Source organism: Enterococcus sp. DIV2402, from assembly GCF_017426705.2.
Classification (GTDB): Bacteria; Bacillota; Bacilli; order Lactobacillales; family Enterococcaceae; genus Enterococcus_F; species Enterococcus_F lowellii.
Genome location: NZ_CP147251.1, coordinates 557539 through 578680, shown reverse-complemented (window position 1 = coordinate 578680; position 21142 = coordinate 557539). Strand labels below are relative to the sequence as shown.

General features: G+C 36.4%; 22 protein-coding genes. 9 read left to right on the top strand and 13 right to left on the bottom strand.

Annotation, left to right across the window (positions count from 1 at the left end; translation table 11 throughout):
* Nucleotides 1-79 precede the first annotated feature (79 nt).
* Nucleotides 80-1486: a L,D-transpeptidase family protein gene (locus DOK78_RS02750; protein WP_207942026.1), complete on the top strand. Its 1407-nt coding sequence runs from the start codon at nucleotides 80-82 to the stop codon at nucleotides 1484-1486.
* Nucleotides 1487-1521: 35 nt separating this feature from the next.
* On the opposite strand, the gene DOK78_RS02745 is transcribed toward DOK78_RS02750, so the two are convergent.
* Together DOK78_RS02745 and DOK78_RS02740 are read right to left on the bottom strand one after the other, a co-directional pair.
* A complete protein-coding gene (locus DOK78_RS02745) occupies nucleotides 1522-2244 on the bottom strand; it encodes a YebC/PmpR family DNA-binding transcriptional regulator (RefSeq protein ID WP_207942025.1) in 723 nt (240 codons plus the stop codon).
* A 15-nt stretch (nucleotides 2245-2259) separates the two neighbouring features.
* Nucleotides 2260-2763, bottom strand: a complete 504-nt coding sequence (locus DOK78_RS02740; protein WP_207942024.1) for a VanZ family protein — start codon at nucleotides 2761-2763, stop codon at nucleotides 2260-2262.
* 96 nt (nucleotides 2764-2859) lie between these two features.
* On the opposite strand from DOK78_RS02740, the gene DOK78_RS02735 reads away from it, so the two are divergent.
* Nucleotides 2860-4662, top strand: a complete 1803-nt coding sequence (locus tag DOK78_RS02735) for a M3 family oligoendopeptidase (protein ID WP_207942023.1) — start codon at nucleotides 2860-2862, stop codon at nucleotides 4660-4662.
* Nucleotides 4663-4752: 90 nt separating this feature from the next.
* Here DOK78_RS02735 and DOK78_RS02730 read toward each other — a convergent pair whose 3' ends face one another.
* From DOK78_RS02730 to DOK78_RS02720, 3 genes are read right to left on the bottom strand one after another with little or no spacing between them, the layout of a single operon-like run.
* Nucleotides 4753-5214, bottom strand: a complete 462-nt coding sequence (locus DOK78_RS02730) for a TspO/MBR family protein (protein ID WP_207942022.1) — start codon at nucleotides 5212-5214, stop codon at nucleotides 4753-4755.
* A gap of 60 nt (nucleotides 5215-5274) precedes the next feature.
* Nucleotides 5275-5970: a DUF554 domain-containing protein gene (locus DOK78_RS02725; RefSeq protein WP_207942021.1), complete on the bottom strand. Its 696-nt coding sequence runs from the start codon at nucleotides 5968-5970 to the stop codon at nucleotides 5275-5277.
* 49 nt (nucleotides 5971-6019) lie between these two features.
* Nucleotides 6020-7207 (bottom strand): MFS transporter, encoded by a 1188-nt coding sequence (locus DOK78_RS02720; RefSeq protein ID WP_207942020.1) that lies wholly within the window; start codon nucleotides 7205-7207, stop codon nucleotides 6020-6022.
* 132 nt (nucleotides 7208-7339) lie between these two features.
* On the opposite strand from DOK78_RS02720, the gene DOK78_RS02715 reads away from it, so the two are divergent.
* The 4 genes from DOK78_RS02715 (at nucleotide 7340) to DOK78_RS02700 (ending at nucleotide 10312) form a co-directional block, all read left to right on the top strand.
* Nucleotides 7340-7804, top strand: a complete 465-nt coding sequence (locus tag DOK78_RS02715) for a GNAT family N-acetyltransferase (RefSeq protein WP_207942019.1) — start codon at nucleotides 7340-7342, stop codon at nucleotides 7802-7804.
* 108 nt (nucleotides 7805-7912) lie between these two features.
* Nucleotides 7913-8968 carry an ABC transporter permease gene (locus tag DOK78_RS02710; protein WP_207942018.1) on the top strand — a complete coding sequence of 352 codons (1056 nt, stop codon included), beginning with the start codon at nucleotides 7913-7915 and terminating at the stop codon, nucleotides 8966-8968.
* A 3-nt stretch (nucleotides 8969-8971) separates the two neighbouring features.
* Complete coding sequence (locus DOK78_RS02705) at nucleotides 8972-9655, top strand: ABC transporter ATP-binding protein (RefSeq protein WP_207942017.1); 684 nt, start codon at nucleotides 8972-8974, stop codon at nucleotides 9653-9655.
* A 57-nt stretch (nucleotides 9656-9712) separates the two neighbouring features.
* Nucleotides 9713-10312 (top strand): TetR/AcrR family transcriptional regulator, encoded by a 600-nt coding sequence (locus tag DOK78_RS02700; protein ID WP_207942016.1) that lies wholly within the window; start codon nucleotides 9713-9715, stop codon nucleotides 10310-10312.
* A 37-nt stretch (nucleotides 10313-10349) separates the two neighbouring features.
* Here DOK78_RS02700 and DOK78_RS02695 read toward each other — a convergent pair whose 3' ends face one another.
* The 8 genes from DOK78_RS02695 to DOK78_RS02660 all read right to left on the bottom strand — a co-directional run bounded on the left by DOK78_RS02695 (nucleotide 10350) and on the right by DOK78_RS02660 (nucleotide 19019).
* Complete coding sequence (locus DOK78_RS02695) at nucleotides 10350-12230, bottom strand: BglG family transcription antiterminator (protein ID WP_207942015.1); 1881 nt, start codon at nucleotides 12228-12230, stop codon at nucleotides 10350-10352.
* A gap of 84 nt (nucleotides 12231-12314) precedes the next feature.
* Nucleotides 12315-13373, bottom strand: coding sequence for a tyrosine-protein phosphatase (locus DOK78_RS02690; RefSeq protein WP_207942014.1), 1059 nt, complete (start codon nucleotides 13371-13373; stop codon nucleotides 12315-12317).
* 2 nt (nucleotides 13374-13375) lie between these two features.
* Nucleotides 13376-13867: a PTS system mannose/fructose/N-acetylgalactosamine-transporter subunit IIB gene (locus DOK78_RS02685; RefSeq protein ID WP_207942013.1), complete on the bottom strand. Its 492-nt coding sequence runs from the start codon at nucleotides 13865-13867 to the stop codon at nucleotides 13376-13378.
* Nucleotides 13842-14285 (bottom strand): PTS sugar transporter subunit IIA, encoded by a 444-nt coding sequence (locus DOK78_RS02680; RefSeq protein WP_207942012.1) that lies wholly within the window; start codon nucleotides 14283-14285, stop codon nucleotides 13842-13844. The genes DOK78_RS02685 and DOK78_RS02680 overlap by 26 nt, the downstream gene beginning before the upstream one ends.
* A gap of 21 nt (nucleotides 14286-14306) precedes the next feature.
* Nucleotides 14307-15164 (bottom strand): PTS system mannose/fructose/sorbose family transporter subunit IID, encoded by an 858-nt coding sequence (locus tag DOK78_RS02675; RefSeq protein WP_207942011.1) that lies wholly within the window; start codon nucleotides 15162-15164, stop codon nucleotides 14307-14309.
* On the bottom strand, nucleotides 15161-15973 hold the full coding sequence (locus DOK78_RS02670) for a PTS mannose/fructose/sorbose/N-acetylgalactosamine transporter subunit IIC (RefSeq protein ID WP_207942010.1): 813 nt from the start codon (nucleotides 15971-15973) through the stop codon (nucleotides 15161-15163). Before DOK78_RS02670 ends, DOK78_RS02675 begins: the two co-directional genes overlap by 4 nt.
* A 182-nt stretch (nucleotides 15974-16155) precedes the next feature.
* Nucleotides 16156-18603: a heavy metal translocating P-type ATPase gene (locus DOK78_RS02665; protein ID WP_207942045.1), complete on the bottom strand. Its 2448-nt coding sequence runs from the start codon at nucleotides 18601-18603 to the stop codon at nucleotides 16156-16158.
* Between the two features lie 8 nt (nucleotides 18604-18611).
* Nucleotides 18612-19019 carry a CopY/TcrY family copper transport repressor gene (locus tag DOK78_RS02660; protein WP_207942009.1) on the bottom strand — a complete coding sequence of 136 codons (408 nt, stop codon included), beginning with the start codon at nucleotides 19017-19019 and terminating at the stop codon, nucleotides 18612-18614.
* Between the two features lie 192 nt (nucleotides 19020-19211).
* Between DOK78_RS02660 and DOK78_RS02655 the strand changes: the two genes are divergently transcribed.
* From DOK78_RS02655 to DOK78_RS02645, 3 genes are read left to right on the top strand one after another with little or no spacing between them, the layout of a single operon-like run.
* Nucleotides 19212-19529: a PadR family transcriptional regulator gene (locus DOK78_RS02655; protein ID WP_207942008.1), complete on the top strand. Its 318-nt coding sequence runs from the start codon at nucleotides 19212-19214 to the stop codon at nucleotides 19527-19529.
* On the top strand, nucleotides 19526-20110 hold the full coding sequence (locus DOK78_RS02650) for a DUF1700 domain-containing protein (protein ID WP_207942007.1): 585 nt from the start codon (nucleotides 19526-19528) through the stop codon (nucleotides 20108-20110). The genes DOK78_RS02655 and DOK78_RS02650 overlap by 4 nt, the downstream gene beginning before the upstream one ends.
* A complete protein-coding gene (locus DOK78_RS02645) occupies nucleotides 20107-21114 on the top strand; it encodes a DUF4097 family beta strand repeat-containing protein (protein ID WP_207942006.1) in 1008 nt (335 codons plus the stop codon). Before DOK78_RS02650 ends, DOK78_RS02645 begins: the two co-directional genes overlap by 4 nt.
* The last annotated feature ends 28 nt before the right edge of the window (nucleotides 21115-21142 follow it).

Below are 21142 nucleotides of genomic sequence, written 5' to 3'. Positions count from 1 at the left end.
GTAAATATGCTATGATATTACTAACTTATTGTGTTGTATTGTAGCTCAATTTTAAATTTATGAGGAGTTGAATATCTTTATGTCTCTTTCTGGAAAACGTTCAATGACGTCTACGACTCAAAAAGTCATCATTGGCGTGTTGGTGGGTATTTTAGTTATTGTCGCAGGTTATTCTTATCGTAGTACATATTATGTTGATCGTTTTTTACCAAAAACATATGTTGAAGATATCAATGTAAGTGAGTTAACTGTAGAAGAAGCAAATAAAAAGTTGCATGATCGTTATGCAGCACAAGAATTTACTTTAAAAGAAAATGACCAAGAATGGAAAACCATTAATAAACATGAATTTGGTTTAAATACAGACTTTACTTCTGATTTAGAAAAAATGCAAAATGACCAAAGTCAATGGTTATGGGGTACAGCTTCCCTCGGCTCAAAACAAAATCTTTCTCTGAATGAAGCAGCTTTTGATGAAGATATTTTAGCTGACAAAACTGAAGAATTAAAAAAAGAACTTGATGAACTAAATAAAGATCGTCAAGTAACTGAAGATGCAAAATTAACTAAGGGCGAAGATGGTTTTGAAATTACTCCTGAAGTGACTGGTACCAAATTTGATGTTCAACAAACGATTGAAGATTTCAAAACAGAATTATTAACGGGTAAAGACGAATTAAATCTAGACACTTATAAAACAACACCGAAGATTACATCTGATAATGCAGAACTAAATAAAGAAGCAGATGCCTTAAATAAAATTGCGCATGTAAATGCTTCTTATACAATTAATGGAAACACGTTTGAAATTCCTAAAGATAAAATCATGGACTGGTTATCTTACAAAGATGGCAAAGCAGACATTAATCGCGACAAAGTCCGTGAATATGTTGCCTCTTTAGGGGAGAAATATAATACAAGTACCAATGATTCTAAATTTAATAGTACCAAACGTGGTGAAGTGACGGTTCCTGCTGGGACATTGAGTTGGACAATCGCACCAGATGATGAAACTGATGCCTTGATTGCTGATTTATCAAATGGTGAAGATTTTACTCGCACACCAATTGCTCAAGGAAGCGCCGATGCGGGAGCACCACTATTTAGTGATACTTACGTTGAAGTTGATTTACAAAATCAACACATGTGGTACTACAAAGAAGGCAAAGTGGTACTAGAAACCGATATTGTTTCTGGAAAACCTAAAACACCTACCCCTCCAGGAGTCTTTTATATCTGGAATAAAGAACGTAACGCTACCTTACGTGGAACAAATGATGACGGTTCAAAATATGCAGAACCTGTTGATTATTGGATGCCAATTGATTGGACAGGTGTTGGTATTCATGATTCTAACTGGCAACCTGCTTATGGTGGTGAATTATGGAAAACAGTTGGTTCTCATGGTTGCGTGAATACACCACCTGGAGTCATGGCAGAATTATTCGATATGGTTGAAGTTGGAACACCAGTTATTGTCCTATAAACAGAAAAGCTGAACGGCAATCGTTCAGCTTTTTTTTATTCTTCAATAGATGTATAAACTTCTGATACATCGTCATCATCTTCTAGTTTTTCGATTAATTGGTCAAATTGTGCTTTTTGTGCATCTGACAATACTGTAGTAGTTTGTGGCAACATCGTTAATTCGGCTTGTGCTAAGGTAAAGCTTTGTTCTAATTCATCACGAACTGTCGTAAAATCTTCAGGCGCTGTGTAAATTTCAAATACTTCCGGGGAGGTAATTAAATCTTCACCGCCGACTTCCAACACTTTCTCCAGCATTTCATCTTCATCCAAAGCTAAATTTTCTCTTTCAATCGCCAGATACCCTTTGCGGTCAAACATATAACTTACCGAGCCAGTTTCTCCTAGATTCCCCCCATTGCGACTAAAGGCAACGCGGACATTGGTTCCTGTTCGGTTGCGATTATCCGTTAGCGTTTCTACTAGAATCGCCACTCCACCTGGTCCATAACCTTCATAAACAACTTCATCATAGTTTGCGCCATCAGTTGAGCTGGTAGCTTTTTTGATGGCACGTTCCACATTATCATTGGGCATATTGGCTGCTTTGGCTTTGTCTAAAGCTAAACGCAATGCCGGATTTGAAGCACTGTCTGCCCCACCATTTTTTGCCGCAATATAAATTTCTCTTGATAGTTTTTGGAAAATTTTGCCTCGTTTTGCATCTTGAGCATTTTTTCTTCCTTGAATATTTTTCCATTTACTATGTCCCGCCAATTCTATCCTCTCCTTTTAGAAAATTCGTTGTTGTCGAAAGCCAATGAATATCCAACATAACAGAACTGCTGTTAACGCGCCAACTGAATCTAACATCACATCTTGAAATAACGGCGTGCGTCCATTGGTCATCATTTGGTGAAATTCGTCCATTCCTGCATAACCCGTTGCTGCCATCCAACCAAAGAAAGCCGACAAACCTAATGAGTTTAATTTAGGAAACAATCCCAAGAAAAAGCTACCACCTAAAACAAAATACGTCCCAAAATGCGCAAATTTCCGCACAAAAAATTCAATAAAAGCAAAATAACCTTTTGCTTGGATACTAACTTCGCTATCTGCATAGATAAAAGAAATTTTACTTAGCCACTCTTTGAACGGTTCATTTTTTAACAACACGGTAAGTAAACCAATTTGAGACTGCTCCTCATAGGATTGCGAAGAGCTATAAAAGAGAACTGCTATCACAACAAAACCGATAATTAAATAGGTATTTCCATTTTTCATACCTTTTTTCACTGTTTCATCACCTCAATATCTCATCTTAGCATTTTCTGTTTAGCAAAGAAACAGTTATGTTATACTGTATACGGAAAACAGAAGGGAGTTTTTTTCATGACTTATGCAATCAACTGGGATTTAGAAACTATTTTTCCAGGAGGAAGCGATTCAGAAAAATTAACACAACGTATGGCACAATTATCAGATGAAATTCATGCGTATCACCAAGCAGTAACGGCTTGGTCACCAACTGAAGATGCAACAGATGCCTTGGTGAAATTGTTACAATTAGCTGAAACCATTAGCAATGGCTTTGGGCAATGTTCGAGTTTCATCAATGCCCTACTTTCAAGTAATGTCAACGATAGTAAAGCAAAAATATTATCTGGCGACTTATACAGTAAATTACCAGAATATCAATTAGCACGTACTATTTTCTCTAAAAAATTAACAGAAATTGACGATAATACATGGACCACACAAATGGCAACGGAACAATTACAACCAGTTGCTTTCCGTCTAACAGAGATTCGTCGTGACGGGAACGAACTATTATCTGAAGCTGAAGAAAACATTATTAATACATTGAAATTGGATGGGTTAAATGCTTGGAGCGAACATTACGATACAATTGTCGCTAGTATCACGATTCCATTTACGCAAGAAGATGGAACAAAAATTCACTTATCAGCAGGACAAGCCTTTAATAAAATGATGGGTGATCCTGATGCCAACATTCGTCAAGAATTATTTGAGAAATGGGAGCAAGCTTGGAATGAAAAAGCTGATTTATTTGCAGATACTCTTAATCACTTAGACGGCTTCCGCTTGTCCACTCAAAAATTGCATGGAATTGATAACTACTTAAAAGAACCATTAGAATATAATCGTTTAGAACAAGCAACGCTAGATACCATGTGGGCAACGATTCAAAAAAATAAACAACCTATCGTTGACTTTTTAACACGTAAGGCGCAATTATTTGGGAAAGAAAAAATGGATTGGCAAGACCAAGATGCGCCTATTATTTTAGGCGAGATGCAAGAACGTACCTATTCGTTTGATGCTGCAGCGACATTTATCGTGGAAAACTTTGAGAAATTCAGTCCAAAAATGTCCAAATTTGCGCAAATGGCATTTGATAACGCATGGATTGAAGCGGAAGATCGTCCAGGCAAACGCCCTGGCGGTTATTGCACTAGCTTACCTGAAACGCAAGAATCACGTATTTTCATGACTTATAGTAATTCTGTCAATGAAGTAGCGACGTTAGCACACGAATTAGGACATGCGTTTCACAGTAGTGTGATGTGGGACTTGCCTAGCTTAAATCAAGACTATGCGATGAATGTTGCCGAGACAGCAAGTACTTTTGCCGAGTTAATTGTTGCTGATGCGACATTAAAAGAAGCAACGACCAAAGAAGAAAAAATAAATTTATTAGACGCTAAAATGCAAAATGCAATTGCAATGTTCATGAATATCCATACCCGTTATATTTTTGAAAATAATTTCTACCAAGCGCGTCAAAAAGGGTTGGTTTCTGCTGAACAGATCACTGAAATGATGTTAGCTGCTCAAAAAGAAAGTTATTTAGATAGCTTAGGTACGTATCATCCCCATTTCTGGGCTGCGAAATTACATTTCTTTATTGATGATGTCCCATTTTACAACTTCCCGTATACATTTGGTTATCTATTCAGCATGGGTATTTATGCGTATGCCAATCAAAAAGGCTCAAACTTTGAAGATGAATATATTGCCTTGTTACGCGACACAGCGTCTATGACAACCGAAGAATTAGCACAAAAACATCTACAAGTTGATTTAACAAAACCTGATTTCTGGCAAGCAGGTATCGATATGGTCTTAAAAGATATCAATGAATTTATGACGTTAACAGAAGAATATATTTAGACAAAAAAATAAACTATCCGGATCATCGAGAAAACGGCTGCGCTTTCGCACCTTTTTCTATCATCTGGATAGTTTTTTTATCTACTTTTTTTAATTTAAAATAGCAATGCCAATACATAAATAGCCTGCAAAGATACACCATAAGAGATACGGAACAAATAAATAACTTGCGAAAGGCTGAATCCGATAAAAAACTTTGATGCACGCTACAATTAAGAGAATCAGCGCAACAATCACGACACTCGCAAGCCAATAGTGACCGCCACCAAAGAAAATAATACTCCATGAGAAATTTAAAACTTGTTGAATAATAAATAACACAATTGCTGTTTGTTTGCCTTTATTAACTTTTGACGTAATTAATAGAAACAAGGCTGTCCCAATCATCGCATAAAGAATCGTCCACATAATTCCAAAGACACCGCCTGCTGGAGACAAGGGTGGCTTTTGCAACTCTTGGTAGACCGTTTGAATATCCCCCGCAAAATAACTAGAAATAAAACCCGTTAACTCAATTCCAATCACACTCAGTAACCAAATAAGCCATTTCATCCAAATGACCTCCTCTTTTCTAGAGTAACACAAGCAAAATAAGAAACCTATCGATAACTATTAATAGAAATACTGGACACACATCAACAACACCATTATGAGAATTCCTGGTAAAAAATTCGACACTCGAATGTAGCTGATTTTCAAAATATTCATTCCAATCCCCAAAATCATAATACCACCAATGGCACTAATTTCACCCATTAATTCGGTCATCAGTTCAGGAGGAATCAAGCGGACTAATACGCTTGCCGCTAAAACAATAGCCCCTTGATATAAAAGAATAGGAATCGAAGAAAATAACACACCAACACCTAAAGAGGCTGTCAACATAATGGATAAAAAGCCATCCATGACTGCTTTTGTGTACAGTGTTGCATGATTTCCAGAAACACCACTTTCAATCGAACCGACAATCCCCATGGAACCAATCACAAAAATAAGCGATGCCGTCACAAAGCCTTCAGCAAAATTACTATTAGAACGCGCAAATTTCTTTTCTAAAAATAGACCCAAGCGATTCATACCCTTTTCAATTCCAAAAAATTCACCAATCATTGCACCAATACACAAACTAATAATGACCATTGTAAAAGATTTGGTTTGAATAGCCATCTGGATTCCCAACGCAACGACCCCTAAACCAATTCCTTTTGTAACCGTATCTTTCATTTCTTCACTAATATTTCGCAACACCGCACCTAAGCAACCACCTAAAATAATTGCTGCACTATTGACGAGTACCCCATTTAACATCGATCTTCTCCTTTACATAAAATAAAAAAGGAGTAAAAATACTCCTCTTTTACACTTGTTCATTTAAAGCTTTAATCCCCGGAATTGTCATTAATACTGTCAAACTAACTAAGTAAATCAACGATAAGAATAAAACAACTGCTTGTAAATCATAATTATCCATTAAAAAGCCAATAACAATTGACGAAAAACCACCGACAGCTCGTCCTAAGTTCATAATGAAATTATTTGCTGTTGCTCGAATGGCTGTTGGGTATAATCGACTAATAATTGCGCCATAACCACCATACATTCCATTAATAAAATAACCAACTATAACTGCTGCGGTAATTAACGTCCACTGATTTCTAGCTAATACTAATAAATAAACTGAAAGTGCGGAACAAATTAAAAAGATTACGTATGAACGTCTGGCACCAATTTTATCCATGATTGTTCCAAAGGTTAACATTCCTACTGACATCCCTAAAATAGTACTAACCATCCATAAAGAAGAACCTGAAACCGACAAGCCCAAACGCGTTTGCATAATTGACGGTAACCAGTTCATCAGACCAAAGTAACCCGCAATTTGGACAGTAACCATTGCAGTTAAACCAATCGTTTGCCATGCTGTTTTAGGATTAGCAAACAATGACCATAAACTCGTGTTACGACCGCTTGCTTTTGTTTCTTCAAACGCTTCGGGTTCTTTCAAGTCCCGACGAATAAACAAGACCATAATGACTGGTAACACACCAATTACATAAAGCATTTCCCAACCAAATGTCGGAATAATCAATGAAGCTAAAATAGCAGCTAACATAGCTCCAACTTGTCCACCAATACCAGCCATTGACGTTGCTTTTCCTAAATGTTTCTTAGGGAATGTTTCGGAAATTAATGACATACATGCGCCATATTCACCACCTGCACCAATCCCAGCGATAAAGCGGAATAAATAGACTAAATAAATATTTGATGCAAAATACATTAATAATGATGCCACTGAAAATAAAATAACTGTTTGTGAGAAAACTTTGACCCGACCATATTTATCCGCCATTAAACCAAAAAAAATCCCACCAACTAACATTCCTAAATTGGTGATTGTTGCAATTAAACCTGCTTGCGTACCTGAAATCCCAAAGGTCGAAATGATAGAGGAAAGTGAAAAAGCCAGAAACATGATATCCATGTTTTCTAATGCGATTCCAGCAGAAGTAGAAACTAAAACTTTTCGTTGATACTTAGACATTGCAAAACCATCCCCAACTTTATAAAATTAATTAAACCTTCAAAATTCTACATGAATTTTCTGAAACTTTCAAGTACTAAAAAGAATTTTCATTATTATTTTCGAATAAAACCACTCAAAAGGAGAAGAAAGATGCATATTCGCCCCATACAAGAAAAAGACAATGCTGCCATTGCTAAAATTATCCGTGAAAATTTAGAATATTACCACTTAGATATTCCTGGAACAGCTTATTTTGATCCTGAGCTAGATCAGTTATCTCAGTTCTATTCGCTACCAAATGCCATTTATTGGGTTCTCGTAGAAAATGAGCAAGTGCTTGGAGGTGTCGGCGTTGCTCCATTTAAAGAGCATGTGGCAGAATTACAAAAACTCTATCTCAGTCATACAGTCAAAGGCAAAGGCTACGGACAACAGTTGATGACTCAAGCTCTTGAATTTGCCAAAGCCCACTATCAAGGAATCTATTTAGAAACATTTTCCACAATGGACAAAGCCATCCACCTATATGAAAAAAATCATTTTGAAAAACTCACCGCACCGTTAGGGTCAAGCGGACACGACACGATGGATTGTTGGTATTTGAAACAATTTTAAAGAAGGAAATTCCTTCTTTTTGCATTATAAGTGACAAAATGTCACTTTTTCGTTACACTCTTTCTAGAAGTGACATTTTGTCACTATAAAACACAAGGAGGAATACCCATGTTTTTAGCAATCAAAGAAATGCGTTACGCTAAATTGCGTTATGGACTAATTATTGGCATGATGCTTTTAATTGCTTATGTCGTCTTTATGCTCTCTGGCTTAGCGCGAGGATTAGCAGAAGAATTTAAAAAAGGAGTGGAAGATTGGCAAGCCCAAGAAATCATTTTATCCGAAGAAGCCAATAAAACACTCACGGCTTCCCAACTGACCATGGATGATTTTGATCAAATTACAGCTAAACAAAAAGCACCAGTTGGTATCTATAATGGTGCCATCAAAGGAGCTGAACAAAATGTTACTGTTTTTGGTACAGCAGAAAAAGCTTTTTTACTCCCTACTCTTATCAAAGGGACAAGATTCAAACAGAACAATGAGATTATCATTCCTGAAAATTTAGCAAAAGATGGCTATCATCTTGGTGATACCATCAAAATTGGTAATTATCCAGAAGCGTTAACCATCGTTGGCATTACTTCAGAAAATTATTACACAGTGACGCCTGTTATCTATACGAATCTTGAAACGTGGACGCAACTCAAATTTGGAGATCAGCCCTTGAATAACCAACCCATTAATGCTGTGGTAACCAAAGAAAAGGCGCAACTTCCGTCTACAAATGAAAAGATGACATCCTTAACAACGCCTGAACTAATTGAAAATATTCCAGGATATTCTGCTCAAAATCTTACCTTGGATGCGATGATTTATTTCTTATTTGTGGTTGCAACCGCAGTGGTGGGAATTTTCATGTACGTAATTACGTTACAAAAAACTGCCATTTTCGGTGTGATGAAAGCTCAAGGGATTCGTAATAGCTTTCTTGCAAATTCCTTAATCGCACAAGCTTTTATCGTAGGGGTAATCGGAGTTGGATTAGCCATTTTCTTGGCATTTGGTACCAGTTTAGTATTACCAGATGCGATGCCTTTTGCCATTATTTGGTCACAGTGGGGCTTATACAGTGGGCTATTGATTAGTGTCGCAATAATTGGCGGGTTATTTTCTATACGAACAGTTACCAAAGTCGATCCCATTACAGCAATAGGAGGATAAAAAATGAAAGATATTTTAGTTATGAAAAATATTGTTAAGAGATTCGGTACCGGACATACTGAGGTGACCGCCCTAAAAGAAATTAATTTTACCGTCAAACAAGGGGAGTTCGTCAGTATTATTGGGCCTTCTGGTTCAGGAAAAAGCACTTTTTTAACAATTTCTGGTGGATTACAGACCGCAACTTCTGGAGACATTTTGATTAATGGACACGCCTTTTCAAATTTAAATGAAAAAAAACGTGCGGATTTACGCTTTAAAGAAATTGGATTTATTTTACAAAGTTCAAATCTCGTTCCTTTTTTAAAAGTTCATGAACAGTTTACTCTAGTAAAAAAAGTCGCTAAGCGAAAAGAAGATAATACACGCTTGGATTCCTTGCTTCGTTCATTGGATATTTATGATTTAAAAGAGAAATACCCACGTGATTTATCCGGTGGAGAACGACAACGAGTTGCCATCGCGCGTGCCTTGTTCAACGAACCAAGTTTGATTTTAGCAGATGAACCTACAGCGAGTTTAGATACTGAACATGCCTATGATGTCGTCAATTTATTGATTAAAGAAGCGCATGAAAAACAAAAAGCGACTATCATGGTCACGCATGATGAACGTATGATTCAACATAGTGACCGCATTTTTCATATGCAGGATGGACAATTAGTAGAACAGCCTTTCCAACAGTGACAAAGAAAATCGTTGCGAGTATAATACAAGGAGACTGTATTGAAAAGGAGAAACATCATGCCAAAAGAAACCTTCCAAAATTTGTCTGTTGAAAAAAAGGCGCATATCGAACAAATTCTCTTGGAAAATTTTTATAATCGCCATGTCAGTCAAGTAAAAGTCTCTGAAATTGTTGAAGCCATGCAAATGTCACGAGGGGCTTTTTATAAATATTTTCAAGATTTAGAAGATGCGTATACGTATCTTATTCATAAATGTTCTATAAGTGTTCATAACGCCATTCTCTCGTCGATTCAACAACATGCGCAAGATTTTTTCTTAGGAATTGAACAATTTCTCATTCATTGTAGCGAACTTGATCGTAATAGTGACTATTGGAAAAAATTACAACTATTAACCCAAAATAACGAATTACAAGCAATGAAGCGTGCTCAGATGTCTCCAAATTCTCCAATGGTTAAGCAATGGTTAACGCTACTTTCTGCGAATCATTTTGTGATGAATTCATTAGAAGAAGCCCTAAGTTTTTTATATTTCATTATGGCTTTAGTGATGAACGCCTTGACTGATTGTGTTGTTAATAACTGGTCAACCGAAGAACTAGTTATTGATTTTCGCTTTAGAAAAGACTGGTTATTGCAAGGAGTTACCAAATAAAGCAAAACGACTACTGAAATTGGCAGTAGTCGTTTTTTCATTGCTGTACATATCTGCGAAATTGAGAATCCCCATTTTTGATTTCTAATAGACCCTTGGATATATCTAGAAAAACAAATTGTAAGCTACTAATTTTTTTCCCACGAACGAAGACAGGTTCGGCAAAACGAAAAATAAAATAGCGATCTTCCATGGCTTCTGTCGCAAATAAATTCAGTAATTTATTAACTGATGGATGGCTATAATCAGCTGTGTTAATTACCATCTCAATAAATTTTTGAAATGTTTCTTGTGGCATATCAGGATGATAGTTGGGAAGTCGCCATAAATAATCACTAATTTGTAAAACGATCTCTGAAAACGTACCTGTTAATTCAATAATTTGTGGATGAACGAGATAATTAATTACTGAACCAAATTTTCGTTTTGAAACAAAAACACGTGACCATAACAAACTAACAAAATTATGGCTTAAGAAAAAGTCAAAAGTCAAAGTGGGAATGGGAATTTTAGAAGTATCATAGTGGTAAGCCTCTGATAAAAAAACAAAATCATAGTTTTTAAAATCTAGGTTTTCTAATTCATAAAAATAATGATAGTGATAGTGTACATTGTATTGACTGTATTGTTTTAATTTATTCATTAAGGTTTCGTTAGCAATTTTTCCGCCCTCATTAATGATAATAATACGAGTTAGTTCATATTCATTTTTTAAACGACAAGCCAAATTGTACAAGTGCATAACAAAGTCGAAAAATAAACGGTCATAAAAATCCGCTTCTTGCCATTGAGGTAGCTCACAGTAAATAGTACTTGCCAATGCAACAGAAGAAGAAAATTTTTTAACAACATGCTGTGTTGACCTTAAGACTTCTAGTTCTGTAAAATGATATGTTTTACGCAATTGAAATTGGTAAAAAAACTGTAATAAATAATTGGAGAAATCTGGATAAGCTGTCAACTGTAAGCCGTATTGCTGATAAATTCGTTGCATAATACGTTGATGCATCGCTGAAACTTCTGGTAAAAGTAATTTGACTGTTTCATCTGTCCATTGACTAACTTCACTATTGTTAAAAAGAAACAAGGCAAATATCTCAATTTCTTGTGGTATGGTTAGCGGTAAAAGCTGTTGAGCAAGAGCGTATGTTGGTAATTGGCGAATCAGTTGGCTTTCTTTTTCAGAAAGGGTGGATTGCAACCCTTCACGTAATGGAAATATCAGTAAATATTTGATTACACGCCGAAAACCACTATCTGTTAATGGATAATTAGTTGCTGCCAAAACACTTCTTGCTTGTGCCATGACCTTTAATACTTCTTCTTTACGTAATCCATATTGCTCCAAACTCATCTCAAAAAACAATGGCGCTTCTGAATAACTATAAATATCTAATAAATCAATCATACATGAACGAATTGCTTGCTCTTGACCTTCGATAATCATGCCATAATAAGGCATCGATTGTAGAGATAGACCATAAAATTTTAAAAAATGACGAACGGCACGCATATCTTTATTTACCGTAGCAACACTCACGTTCATTGCTAGAGCAATATCTTCAATTTTAGTATATTCTCTTGTAGCAAAAAATTCGCGACAAATAAATGCGATTCGAAGGTTTTCACTAAAACGTTTATTCAAAGAAACATTTAAATAGTTTTTGCAATGACGATTGAGCTTTTCAATCCAATTAATTTGCTCCATTGGATAATCTAAAGCATATCCTTTTCCACGCTGATTAATAATTTGAATATCAGGTGATTGCTTAGCGAGAGCATCGTTAATAAAACTAATTTCTGCGTGTAAGGTTCGCAATGATATATTTGATGCTTGCATCAATTCTTCTGCTGAAACAAACTCTTGTGTTAATAAGATATTTAAAAGCTTAATTTCTCTAAATGTGAGTTTTTTCATTGTTACCCCTTTCATTTTTTTAATAAAATAACTGATGAAAGTCGACTTATTGTTCTCAGTCTGCTTCCACCAGTTATTTTAACCTTATTCTTCTTCTAAAAACAACTCTTCTAGAGCAGAAATTTCTTCATCGGAAAGTTCAAGAACGATTTGAGCATATTGCCGAATTGTTCCATAATTTGTAACTATTTTTTCAATTGATGCACAGATAAATTCTTCTTTTGTATCAAAAAGTGAGTATAAATATTGTGCAATTTTTTCATTCCCAGTTTCTTCTAAAAAACGATTATAATAACTGACATTTTTCTTCGCTCGAGCGCGATTCGTTAACATATAATCATAAACTAGAGAAGACGTTGGCACGCCTAAAAGTCCTTCTAAAACCATTAAAGCAAACCCTGTGCGATCTTTCCCACCGCGACAATGTTGCATCGTAGGAATATTTTCTGCTTGTGCAACAGTTTTTAACGTTTGTTTAAAGGCTTCAATACTTGTTGGACTGTCAACAAACGCTAATTGTTGATCAACCATCTGTTGCGCTCCTGTTTCACCGCTGGCAATTGCTTTTAATGCACGCTCTTTCATATCCTCACTTGTATCAAGATTTTGTGCTGATCCAGCAGCCATCGCTACGTGTGCTTGTGGATCAAAATTAAATGCCTGAGCTGCCTCACTAAAGAATGGATTCGGATCCTTATCCACTTCAAATGGACTTCTAAAGTCAATGACTGATTTCAATCCAATACTTCGTAAAAACTCAAATCCATCATCATTCAAATTTTGTAAATGATCTGATCGAAAACCAACACCCCACTTAATACGTTTACCTTCCTCAGTGCGATAGCCACCAATATCTCGAAAGTTATACATTCCTGACATTGGTAAAATTCGATAACCAAATAACAATGGTCGATGGTTTTCAAATTCAATAATAAAATAATTCACACGATCAGTATTATATGCAAATTCAAATGTTTGATTTTTTTGATCAGATTCTAAAATAAATTCTTTATCTTCTGTAAGAGCATTCCTCTCATATGTCCAATAAAGCTGATATTTGCCGATATCTTCTATATCTGTGACAATATTCAATTCATTTTGATTGTCTTCTAAAAAAAATGCTTCAACATAATCAATTCGCATATCTACTCTCCTTTTTTCACTTGACTTATATACGTCAATAACGGTGTGGGTGCATCATAGGCTGCCATTTGATAGTCGATTTTTACGCCTGAATCTACTAATGTTTTTAAAGCTTCTTCTTCTTCTGCGGTAAAGCATAAATCATGATCATAACGAATTGTACGATCATTACGCTCACGCATGCCGCCATAATTCACTTCGGTGATATTCACACCACCTTCTTTTAATTTCAATAAATCCGCCGTACTACCTAAAATTAAAAAAGTAGATTTTTTTATTGGGTTTTTTTGATATACCCGAATGAATTTATCAACTCCAAAAACATGTACCATATAGCCTGGTGCCGCCATTTTTAATACTTGTGCTTGTACCGGATTACTTGCGGCACTATCGCTCACACAAATAATTTGTTCTGCTCCCACATGTCGTAACCATGAGCTTGCTACCTGTCCATGAATTAAACGATCATCAATACGTATCCATTGAATCGCCATCTTCTCCCATCCCCTCTTTAGCTTTTGCCGTAATATCTACTAATGAAACCCCATGTACACTTTCAATAATGTTTTTAGCTTGCTCCATATTTTCTGGATTGCTTAAAAACAACTCTAATAACATCGGGATATTCAAACCTGAATAAACTTGAACATCCTCTTTGGTCAATGTTAAATACGTGGCGATATTTGCTGGTGTTCCCCCAAAAATATCGACTAAAACCAACGTACCATTTCCTTTTTTACTTTGTTGATTGTATATATTTGTTAATTCCTCTAAACATTCTTCAGACGTGCGCCCTGCAGTAATTGATACAACAGCAGCATTTTCTTGTGGCACGCCTAAAATCATTTCAGCTGATTTTAATGCCTCTTGGGCAAACAAACCATGACTTGCAACGATTAGATTAATTGCCATGTAAACCTTCCTTTCTACTCCCTACACTAAAATTCCCATTACTGCTAACACTGTACCAATAGCTAAAATAGCGAAGATTAAATAAGTTAAATATTTTCTTGGCATGTAGCTGTGTAATTTAAATAAACTAATCGTGAATATTAATGGTAATAGTTTTGGTAAAATACCGTCTAATAGACTTTGAATACTGATAACCGTTTCATCCATCTTAATTTCAGTACCAACATTAATTTTCACGTATTGAGCAATTAATGCCCCTAAGACGATAACCCCTACCATGGTAGAAATGTTGATAATTTTTTGCATGACTTTTGCTTGTTCACCACTTTGGATAAATTCCATGCCCTTTTCATAACCAGCAATGATTCCGTAGTATTTTACGCCAATATTTAATCCGTTATAGATTAGAAACATTAAGATAGGCCCTAAGATACTCCCCTGCATCGCATAAGCTGCACCAATACTACCCGCAATGGCTTGAATCGTAATCTTAAATACGCTGTCTCCAATACCAGCTAAAGGCCCCATCATACCTGCTTTAATTGCTACAACAGCTTCTTTTTCATCTTCTTTCGTCGTTTCTTCGACCGCAGCAGTTATCCCTAAAATCATACCCGTCGCAGTGATTTGTGATAAAAAGTAAAGTAAATGTCGACGCATCGCTCTTGCACGTGTTTCTTTGTCTGCATCACCATATAAACGTTTCAATACGGGTGTCATTGCATTTAAGAACCCATTTGCCTGTGTATTTACCATCGTTGACGTTAAATTTAATCCCCAAATTTGTAAACGCCAGAAGACTTTATTTAAATCTTTACGAGTCAATTTTTCATAAGCCACACGTTGAGAACCATTATTCAATTGTTTTTCTTCACTCATAAGTCATACCCCTCATCTTCATCGATCGTTACTTTTGCGTTGGGCATAGCTGCCATCTCATTTTGACGATCGATAATTTCCATAATATAAGAATAAACGATTGCAAATGACAAGGAAATCAACGTAATTGGTAAAATACCTAGCTCAAGATAAGCTGATAGCACGAATCCTAATAATAAAAAGGGCCATAAAACACCTTTCATCATTAGTGTCATCAAAATAGATAAACCGACAGCAGGTAGAATTGCTGAAGCAGTACCTAAACCACCTAAGATATTGTCTGGCACGGCTGATAAAATTTTATCTACGATTCCTGCTTGGAAGTAAACAACAAGAAATGTTGGTACTGCTCGTAATAAAAATTGAATGATAAATGCAACAATATTGATTTTCATCATACCATCCAAGTCACCTTCATTGGCCAATCGATCTGCCCAAGGCTCGAAAAATTGTTTTAAGACACGTGACATCACTAGTAATTGTTGGACTAAAATTGCTACAGTTGTCGCTGCGGCTACACCCGCTGCAATTCCTTCTGGCGTAGCACCTGTCCCTGAAGTAATCGAAACGGTCACCCCTAAAATAGTCCCAACAATCATATCCGGTGTTTGATAACCTGCCATGTTTCCTAAGCCCATCCACATTAACTCTAATGTTGCCGAAATAATTAAACCTGTTGTGATATCTCCTAAAATAATACCGACTAATGGACCAACTAATAATGGTCGACGCAGCATCTGTGGCGCTACATCATCATATGAACAATATCCCGCCCATGCAGCTATTAAAAGCGCTTGAACTAATGTCATGCTTGTTTCCTCCTTAAATTTGATACACTCAGTATATAAATGAAAGCGCTAAACCTCCATGTGGATTTTGTATTTTTTTATTAGCAATTAATTCTAGGGAAGTTTTTGCACATTAATAAGCAAAAAAATATCGCTAAAAAAAAGACATTCACCAATCAGATACTTGATGAATGTCTTTAAGCTTATTTTTTTGGTTTGAATCCTTTTAAACGCAACGCATTTAGCAAAACAGAAACTGAACTAAAACTCATCGCTGCTCCAGCAATCATTGGGTTTAATAACGGTCCACCAAACAGATGTAAAATTCCCATTGCTACGGGTATTCCCAGTACATTATAAGCAAATGCCCAGAAAAGATTTTCTTTAATATTTTTGATGGTCGCACGACTTAACTCAATAGCCGTCGGAACATCCATCAAATCACTACGCATCAAAACAATGTCCGCCGATTCAATCGCAACATCGGTTCCTGAACCAATCGCAATGCCCACATCGGCTTGTGCTAAAGCCGGTGCGTCATTAATGCCATCGCCAACCATCGCAACATGAAGGCCTTCATTTTGTAGATTTTTTACTTCTTTCGCTTTGTCTTCTGGTAACACTTCACTAAATACGCGGTCAATTCCTACTTGTTTCGCAATCGCTTCGGCAGTTCGTTTGTTATCGCCAGTAATCATCGCTACTTGAAGCCCCATTCGATGTAATTTATCGATGGCAGCCACACTATTTTCTTTAATCGTATCTGCAACGGCTACAATACCAATCAATTGCCCCTCTGCTGCCACAAACATCGGTGTTTTTCCATCATTCGCTAATTGATCAGCTCTAATTAGTGCATCTAATAAATCAATGTTGTTTTCTTTCATTAATTTTTGATTTCCTAGCAGTAAGCTCTGATTTTCGACTTTAACAGCAATCCCATGTCCAGGAATTGCTTGGAAATCGCTAGGAGTTTTTAACGACAATCCACGTGTTTGCGCACTTTCGACGATTGCTTCCCCTAAAGGATGTTCTGAACCTGTCTCTGCCGAAGCTGCTAATACCAAAACTTCTTCTTCTGCACTATGATTATAAGTAATGATATCAGTCACAATTGGTTTGCCTTCTGTAATGGTACCTGTTTTGTCAAAAACAATCGTTTGAATTTTTTGCGTTGCTTCTAATGCATCACCACTTTTGATTAAGACCCCATTTTCAGCACCCTTTCCTGTTCCTACCATAATCGCAGTTGGTGTTGCTAAACCAAGCGCACATGGACAAGCAATCACTAACACAGAAATTGTAATGCTTAATGCAAAGATCCACGATTCTTGTCCAAAGAAAAACCATGCCAATCCAGATAAAATTGCCAAAATAATGACTACTGGTACAAATATTCCTGAGACTTTATCGGCCAATTTGGCAATCGGCGCTTTTGAGCCTTGCGCATCTTCCACTAAACGAATAATTTGAGATAAAGTGGTGTCTTTTCCTACTTTCGTTGCTTTGAAACGAAAAGAACCATTTTTATTGATACTCGCTCCAATGACATTGTCTCCTTCACGTTTTTCAACTGGGATACTTTCCCCAGTTAGCATCGATTCATCGACTGTCGAATTTCCAGAAAGTATCCTCCCGTCGACAGGAATTTTATCACCTGGACGTACTACTACAATGTCGCCTGTTTGTACTTGTTCAATTGGTAGCTCAACTTCTTTGTCTTGACGAATAACACGAGCGGTTTTTGGTGCTAGCCCCATCAATTTTTTTATCGCATCAGATGTTTTACCCTTTGAGACTGCTTCAAAATATTTTCCTAATGTGATTAATGCCAAGATAACCCCTGCTGATTCAAAATATAAATCAGGATGGTTTCCATGATGTACGACAATCTTCCCCATTGCTAAAAGTGTCGTCATAACAATTCCCTGTAAAATAGCGGCTGACGTACCAATCGCAATGAGTGAATCCATGTTGGGATGTCCTTTAATTAATGCTTTAAATCCAACTGTGTAAAAAGAACGACCGATATAGACAATTGGCAAAGTTAAAATTAATTGCAACACCGCAAAAGCTGTTACGTTATGATCTGGATGAATAAAATTCGGCAGTGGTAATCCGACCATTGGCCCCATCGCGATGTATAGCAACGGCACCGCAAAAATTGCTGACCACAAAAAACGAGACCACATCTCTTGAATGTGCGCGGCTTTTTTATCAACTTTCGCTGATTCTTCACCAATAATTGCCTTGTAGCCAGCATCTGCAACGGCATTTGCTATCGTTGCAGTAGTCGCTTCTTCTGGATTAAAACGAACCACCATTTTTTCTGTTGCCAAATTGACGGATGCTTCTTTGACTCCTGCTACTTTTTTTGTTGCCTTTTCAACGGTTTGAACACACGAAGCACAGGTCATCCCTTCAATACTAAACGTTTGCTCAACCGTCGAATCAGCGACTTGATAACCCGCATCAGTGACCGCTTGTGCAATTTGTTCTTCACTGACATCTTCTGCGGTTACGCTAAGTTTTTCTGTTGCTAAATTGACAGTTGCTTCTTGTACCCCTTCAATTTTTTGAACAGCTTTTTCAACAGTTTGCGCACAAGATGCACACGTCATTCCTTCGATACTATAGGTTTCTTTCATTATTCTCTCTCCTAACATTGATGGTTTTCAGGAAGACAGTCACAAGTAATTTCTCCAACAACCTCTTTTGCTTGTAAAGCTGTCATCAAATCTGCTACGTCCTCAGCCGTTAATTCATTTTGTTGAATCAAATCCATAATAACTAAAGGGATTTTTTTCGTACACACTTTATTAGAAACGTCCTGACTGATTGCTAACACACTTGCTTCTTCCGTGATTAATGGACTATATAAATAACGATTGCCTGTCTTCTTAGTCGTTACAATATTTTTTGCCACCAAACGCGTCAATAACGTCTTGACTGTGGAAGCCGTCCAATGAAATTTTTCTTGTAGCAACTGCGTAATTTCTTTACTAGTCGTTTGTTCTTGCGACCAGATAATACGCATCACTTGCCATTCTGCATTTGAAATTTGCATACCAAATACCTTCCTTTGTTTACGAATGTAATCTTTATGTATTCACTATACAACTATCGTCTACAACTGTCAACAATTAATATCCCAATTTCTATTTGCTTTTTAAATTATTTCATAGTAGGATATATATAAATTATATATATAAAATATTTATATATATAAAAAGGCTTATCTATCAAGGATGTGAAAGAAATGTATTATCCCGTATCATCTGTTTTGATTGAATGTATCATTTTATCCGTTGTAGAAACAACAGATTCTTATGGCTATGAAATTAGTCAAACCGTTAAATTAGTCGCTGATATTAAAGAGTCTACGCTCTATCCAATTTTAAAAAAATTAGAAAAAAATGGAGACTTAACGACCTATACCCAAATTTTTCAGGGTCGAAAAAGAAAATATTATTCACTGACACCCGTTGGCAAAGAACACTTACAGTTTCTAAGACATGAATGGTCAAATTACCGTGATAGTCTAGATGCAATTATTGAAGGAGGCATTCGAGAATGAATCGAGAAAGCTATTTACAACAACTAAAAAAATACTTAAAAAAACTTCCACATGAAGATTATGTTGATGCCATTGATTATTTCACTGAATATTTCGATGAAGCCGGAATTGAAAATGAACAGATTGTCATTAAAGAACTAGGCACACCCAAACAAGCTGCCAGTGAATTACTCAATCAATTAGTAGAAAAACAAACTCACGCGCCAGTCAAAACTTGGTCAATGAAGCGGACCTTCTGGCTAGCTCTTTTAGCAATTTTTGCGGCACCTATTGGGATTCCGCTTGCATTGACCGCTATTTTATTATTGTTTTCAGGTATCCTCGTTTTGTTTAGCTTGTTAGTAGCATTTATTTCGCTACTCGTTGCTGATTTCCTAGTAGCCGGTAAATTAATTTTGCGTGGTTTGGTGGCATTGCCTGTTTCATTTTCAGGTGGTGTGTCCTTGATTGGCTTAGGCGCTCTATTGATAGGCATTGGACTTTTAGTCTTACCCGTGATTCCTACAATTTGGAAAATTACTAAGCGTTGGAGCTTAAGCACCGTTACTCGTTTAACTAGAAAGCAGGTGATTCGTTCATGAAACAATTTTTACATCGACGAATTGCGTTAACCTTTATCGGTATTGGTTTTGTTTTGATTGCTTTGGGATTTACATTAGGAGGCAGAGAGTATGTCGCATATGCAAATTTGAATGATTTCAGTTCAAAAGGAAAACAAACTGTCACAAAAATTGAGTTAGTCAAAGAACCTTTGAGCACCTTCCAAAATTTGGAAGTCAATTTAGATCTGGCTAACTTTAGTATTGAACCTTCCACTGACAATCAAGCGTATCTTTCCTATAGAAGTACCAATCGTGATGTTGCTTCTCCTTTGAATTACGAGGAAAAAGACAATACATTGATTCTTGAAAAAACACATTCGCGCAACTATTTTATTGATATTTCATTTTTTAACCATTTATTTAATCCTGATAATATCGCTCGGAGCGATCAAATCTCAGTCACTTTATATCTTCCAGAAAAAATGCTTGAAACTGTGACAATGAATATTGAGGCTGGCTCGGCCACAATCCGTAACTTACAAGCCAAACAGGCAACTCTTAGTTCACAAAAATTAACATTGTCAGATTCAAACATTAATTCTTTACAAGTGCTTAACGAAATAGATCATTCTATCTTTAACAATACCCAGATTGAAGAACTGACTATGCGTTCTGAATCGGGAAACTTAACTTTTGAAGAAACAACTGTTCAAAAAGGTGACATACACACTGAATTCGGAACTATCACTTTGACTGATAGCGCCTTTAAAAACACCAAATTTCAAACCGAAAGTGGAAATATCAAAGGTGAACAATTAACCTTTACCGGTGAGAACCATCTAAAAAGCGAATATGGTGACATCACCCTAGGTTTAACTAAAGAAACACGCCAACACACACAATTTTTCTTACAGACAGAATATGGAAAAGTAACCGTGCCTCATTTAGAGGGCAAACAAACCAACACTTCTTTTACAAGTGTAGAAACAGCTAAAAATATTTTTAATGCCACTATTGAAAGTGGCAATATTACGATTAAATAGCAAAAAGCGTGGAATCTCTTCCACGCTT

What these genes read in the sequence shown, in the direction of transcription:
- DOK78_RS02710 (WP_207942018.1), top strand. Translation starts at nt 7,913, where the DNA reads ATGTTTTTAGCAATCAAAGAAATGCGTTACGCTAAATTGCGTTATGGA.
- DOK78_RS02690 (WP_207942014.1), bottom strand. Translation starts at nt 13,373, where the DNA reads ATGCGAATTGATTATGTTGAAGCATTTTTTTTAGAAGACAATCAAAAT.
- DOK78_RS02695 (WP_207942015.1), bottom strand. Translation starts at nt 12,230, where the DNA reads ATGAAAAAACTCACATTTAGAGAAATTAAGCTTTTAAATATCTTATTA.
- DOK78_RS02655 (WP_207942008.1), top strand. Translation starts at nt 19,212, where the DNA reads ATGTATTATCCCGTATCATCTGTTTTGATTGAATGTATCATTTTATCC.
- DOK78_RS02720 (WP_207942020.1), bottom strand. Translation starts at nt 7,207, where the DNA reads ATGTCTAAGTATCAACGAAAAGTTTTAGTTTCTACTTCTGCTGGAATC.
- DOK78_RS02705 (WP_207942017.1), top strand. Translation starts at nt 8,972, where the DNA reads ATGAAAGATATTTTAGTTATGAAAAATATTGTTAAGAGATTCGGTACC.
- DOK78_RS02645 (WP_207942006.1), top strand. Translation starts at nt 20,107, where the DNA reads ATGAAACAATTTTTACATCGACGAATTGCGTTAACCTTTATCGGTATT.
- DOK78_RS02685 (WP_207942013.1), bottom strand. Translation starts at nt 13,867, where the DNA reads ATGGCGATTCAATGGATACGTATTGATGATCGTTTAATTCATGGACAG.
- DOK78_RS02735 (WP_207942023.1), top strand. Translation starts at nt 2,860, where the DNA reads ATGACTTATGCAATCAACTGGGATTTAGAAACTATTTTTCCAGGAGGA.
- DOK78_RS02715 (WP_207942019.1), top strand. Translation starts at nt 7,340, where the DNA reads ATGCATATTCGCCCCATACAAGAAAAAGACAATGCTGCCATTGCTAAA.
- DOK78_RS02675 (WP_207942011.1), bottom strand. Translation starts at nt 15,164, where the DNA reads ATGAGTGAAGAAAAACAATTGAATAATGGTTCTCAACGTGTGGCTTAT.
- DOK78_RS02680 (WP_207942012.1), bottom strand. Translation starts at nt 14,285, where the DNA reads ATGGCAATTAATCTAATCGTTGCAAGTCATGGTTTGTTTGCCCAAGAG.
- DOK78_RS02660 (WP_207942009.1), bottom strand. Translation starts at nt 19,019, where the DNA reads ATGCAAATTTCAAATGCAGAATGGCAAGTGATGCGTATTATCTGGTCG.
- DOK78_RS02670 (WP_207942010.1), bottom strand. Translation starts at nt 15,973, where the DNA reads ATGACATTAGTTCAAGCGCTTTTAATAGCTGCATGGGCGGGATATTGT.
- DOK78_RS02750 (WP_207942026.1), top strand. Translation starts at nt 80, where the DNA reads ATGTCTCTTTCTGGAAAACGTTCAATGACGTCTACGACTCAAAAAGTC.
- DOK78_RS02650 (WP_207942007.1), top strand. Translation starts at nt 19,526, where the DNA reads ATGAATCGAGAAAGCTATTTACAACAACTAAAAAAATACTTAAAAAAA.
- DOK78_RS02700 (WP_207942016.1), top strand. Translation starts at nt 9,713, where the DNA reads ATGCCAAAAGAAACCTTCCAAAATTTGTCTGTTGAAAAAAAGGCGCAT.
- DOK78_RS02725 (WP_207942021.1), bottom strand. Translation starts at nt 5,970, where the DNA reads ATGTTAAATGGGGTACTCGTCAATAGTGCAGCAATTATTTTAGGTGGT.
- DOK78_RS02730 (WP_207942022.1), bottom strand. Translation starts at nt 5,214, where the DNA reads ATGAAATGGCTTATTTGGTTACTGAGTGTGATTGGAATTGAGTTAACG.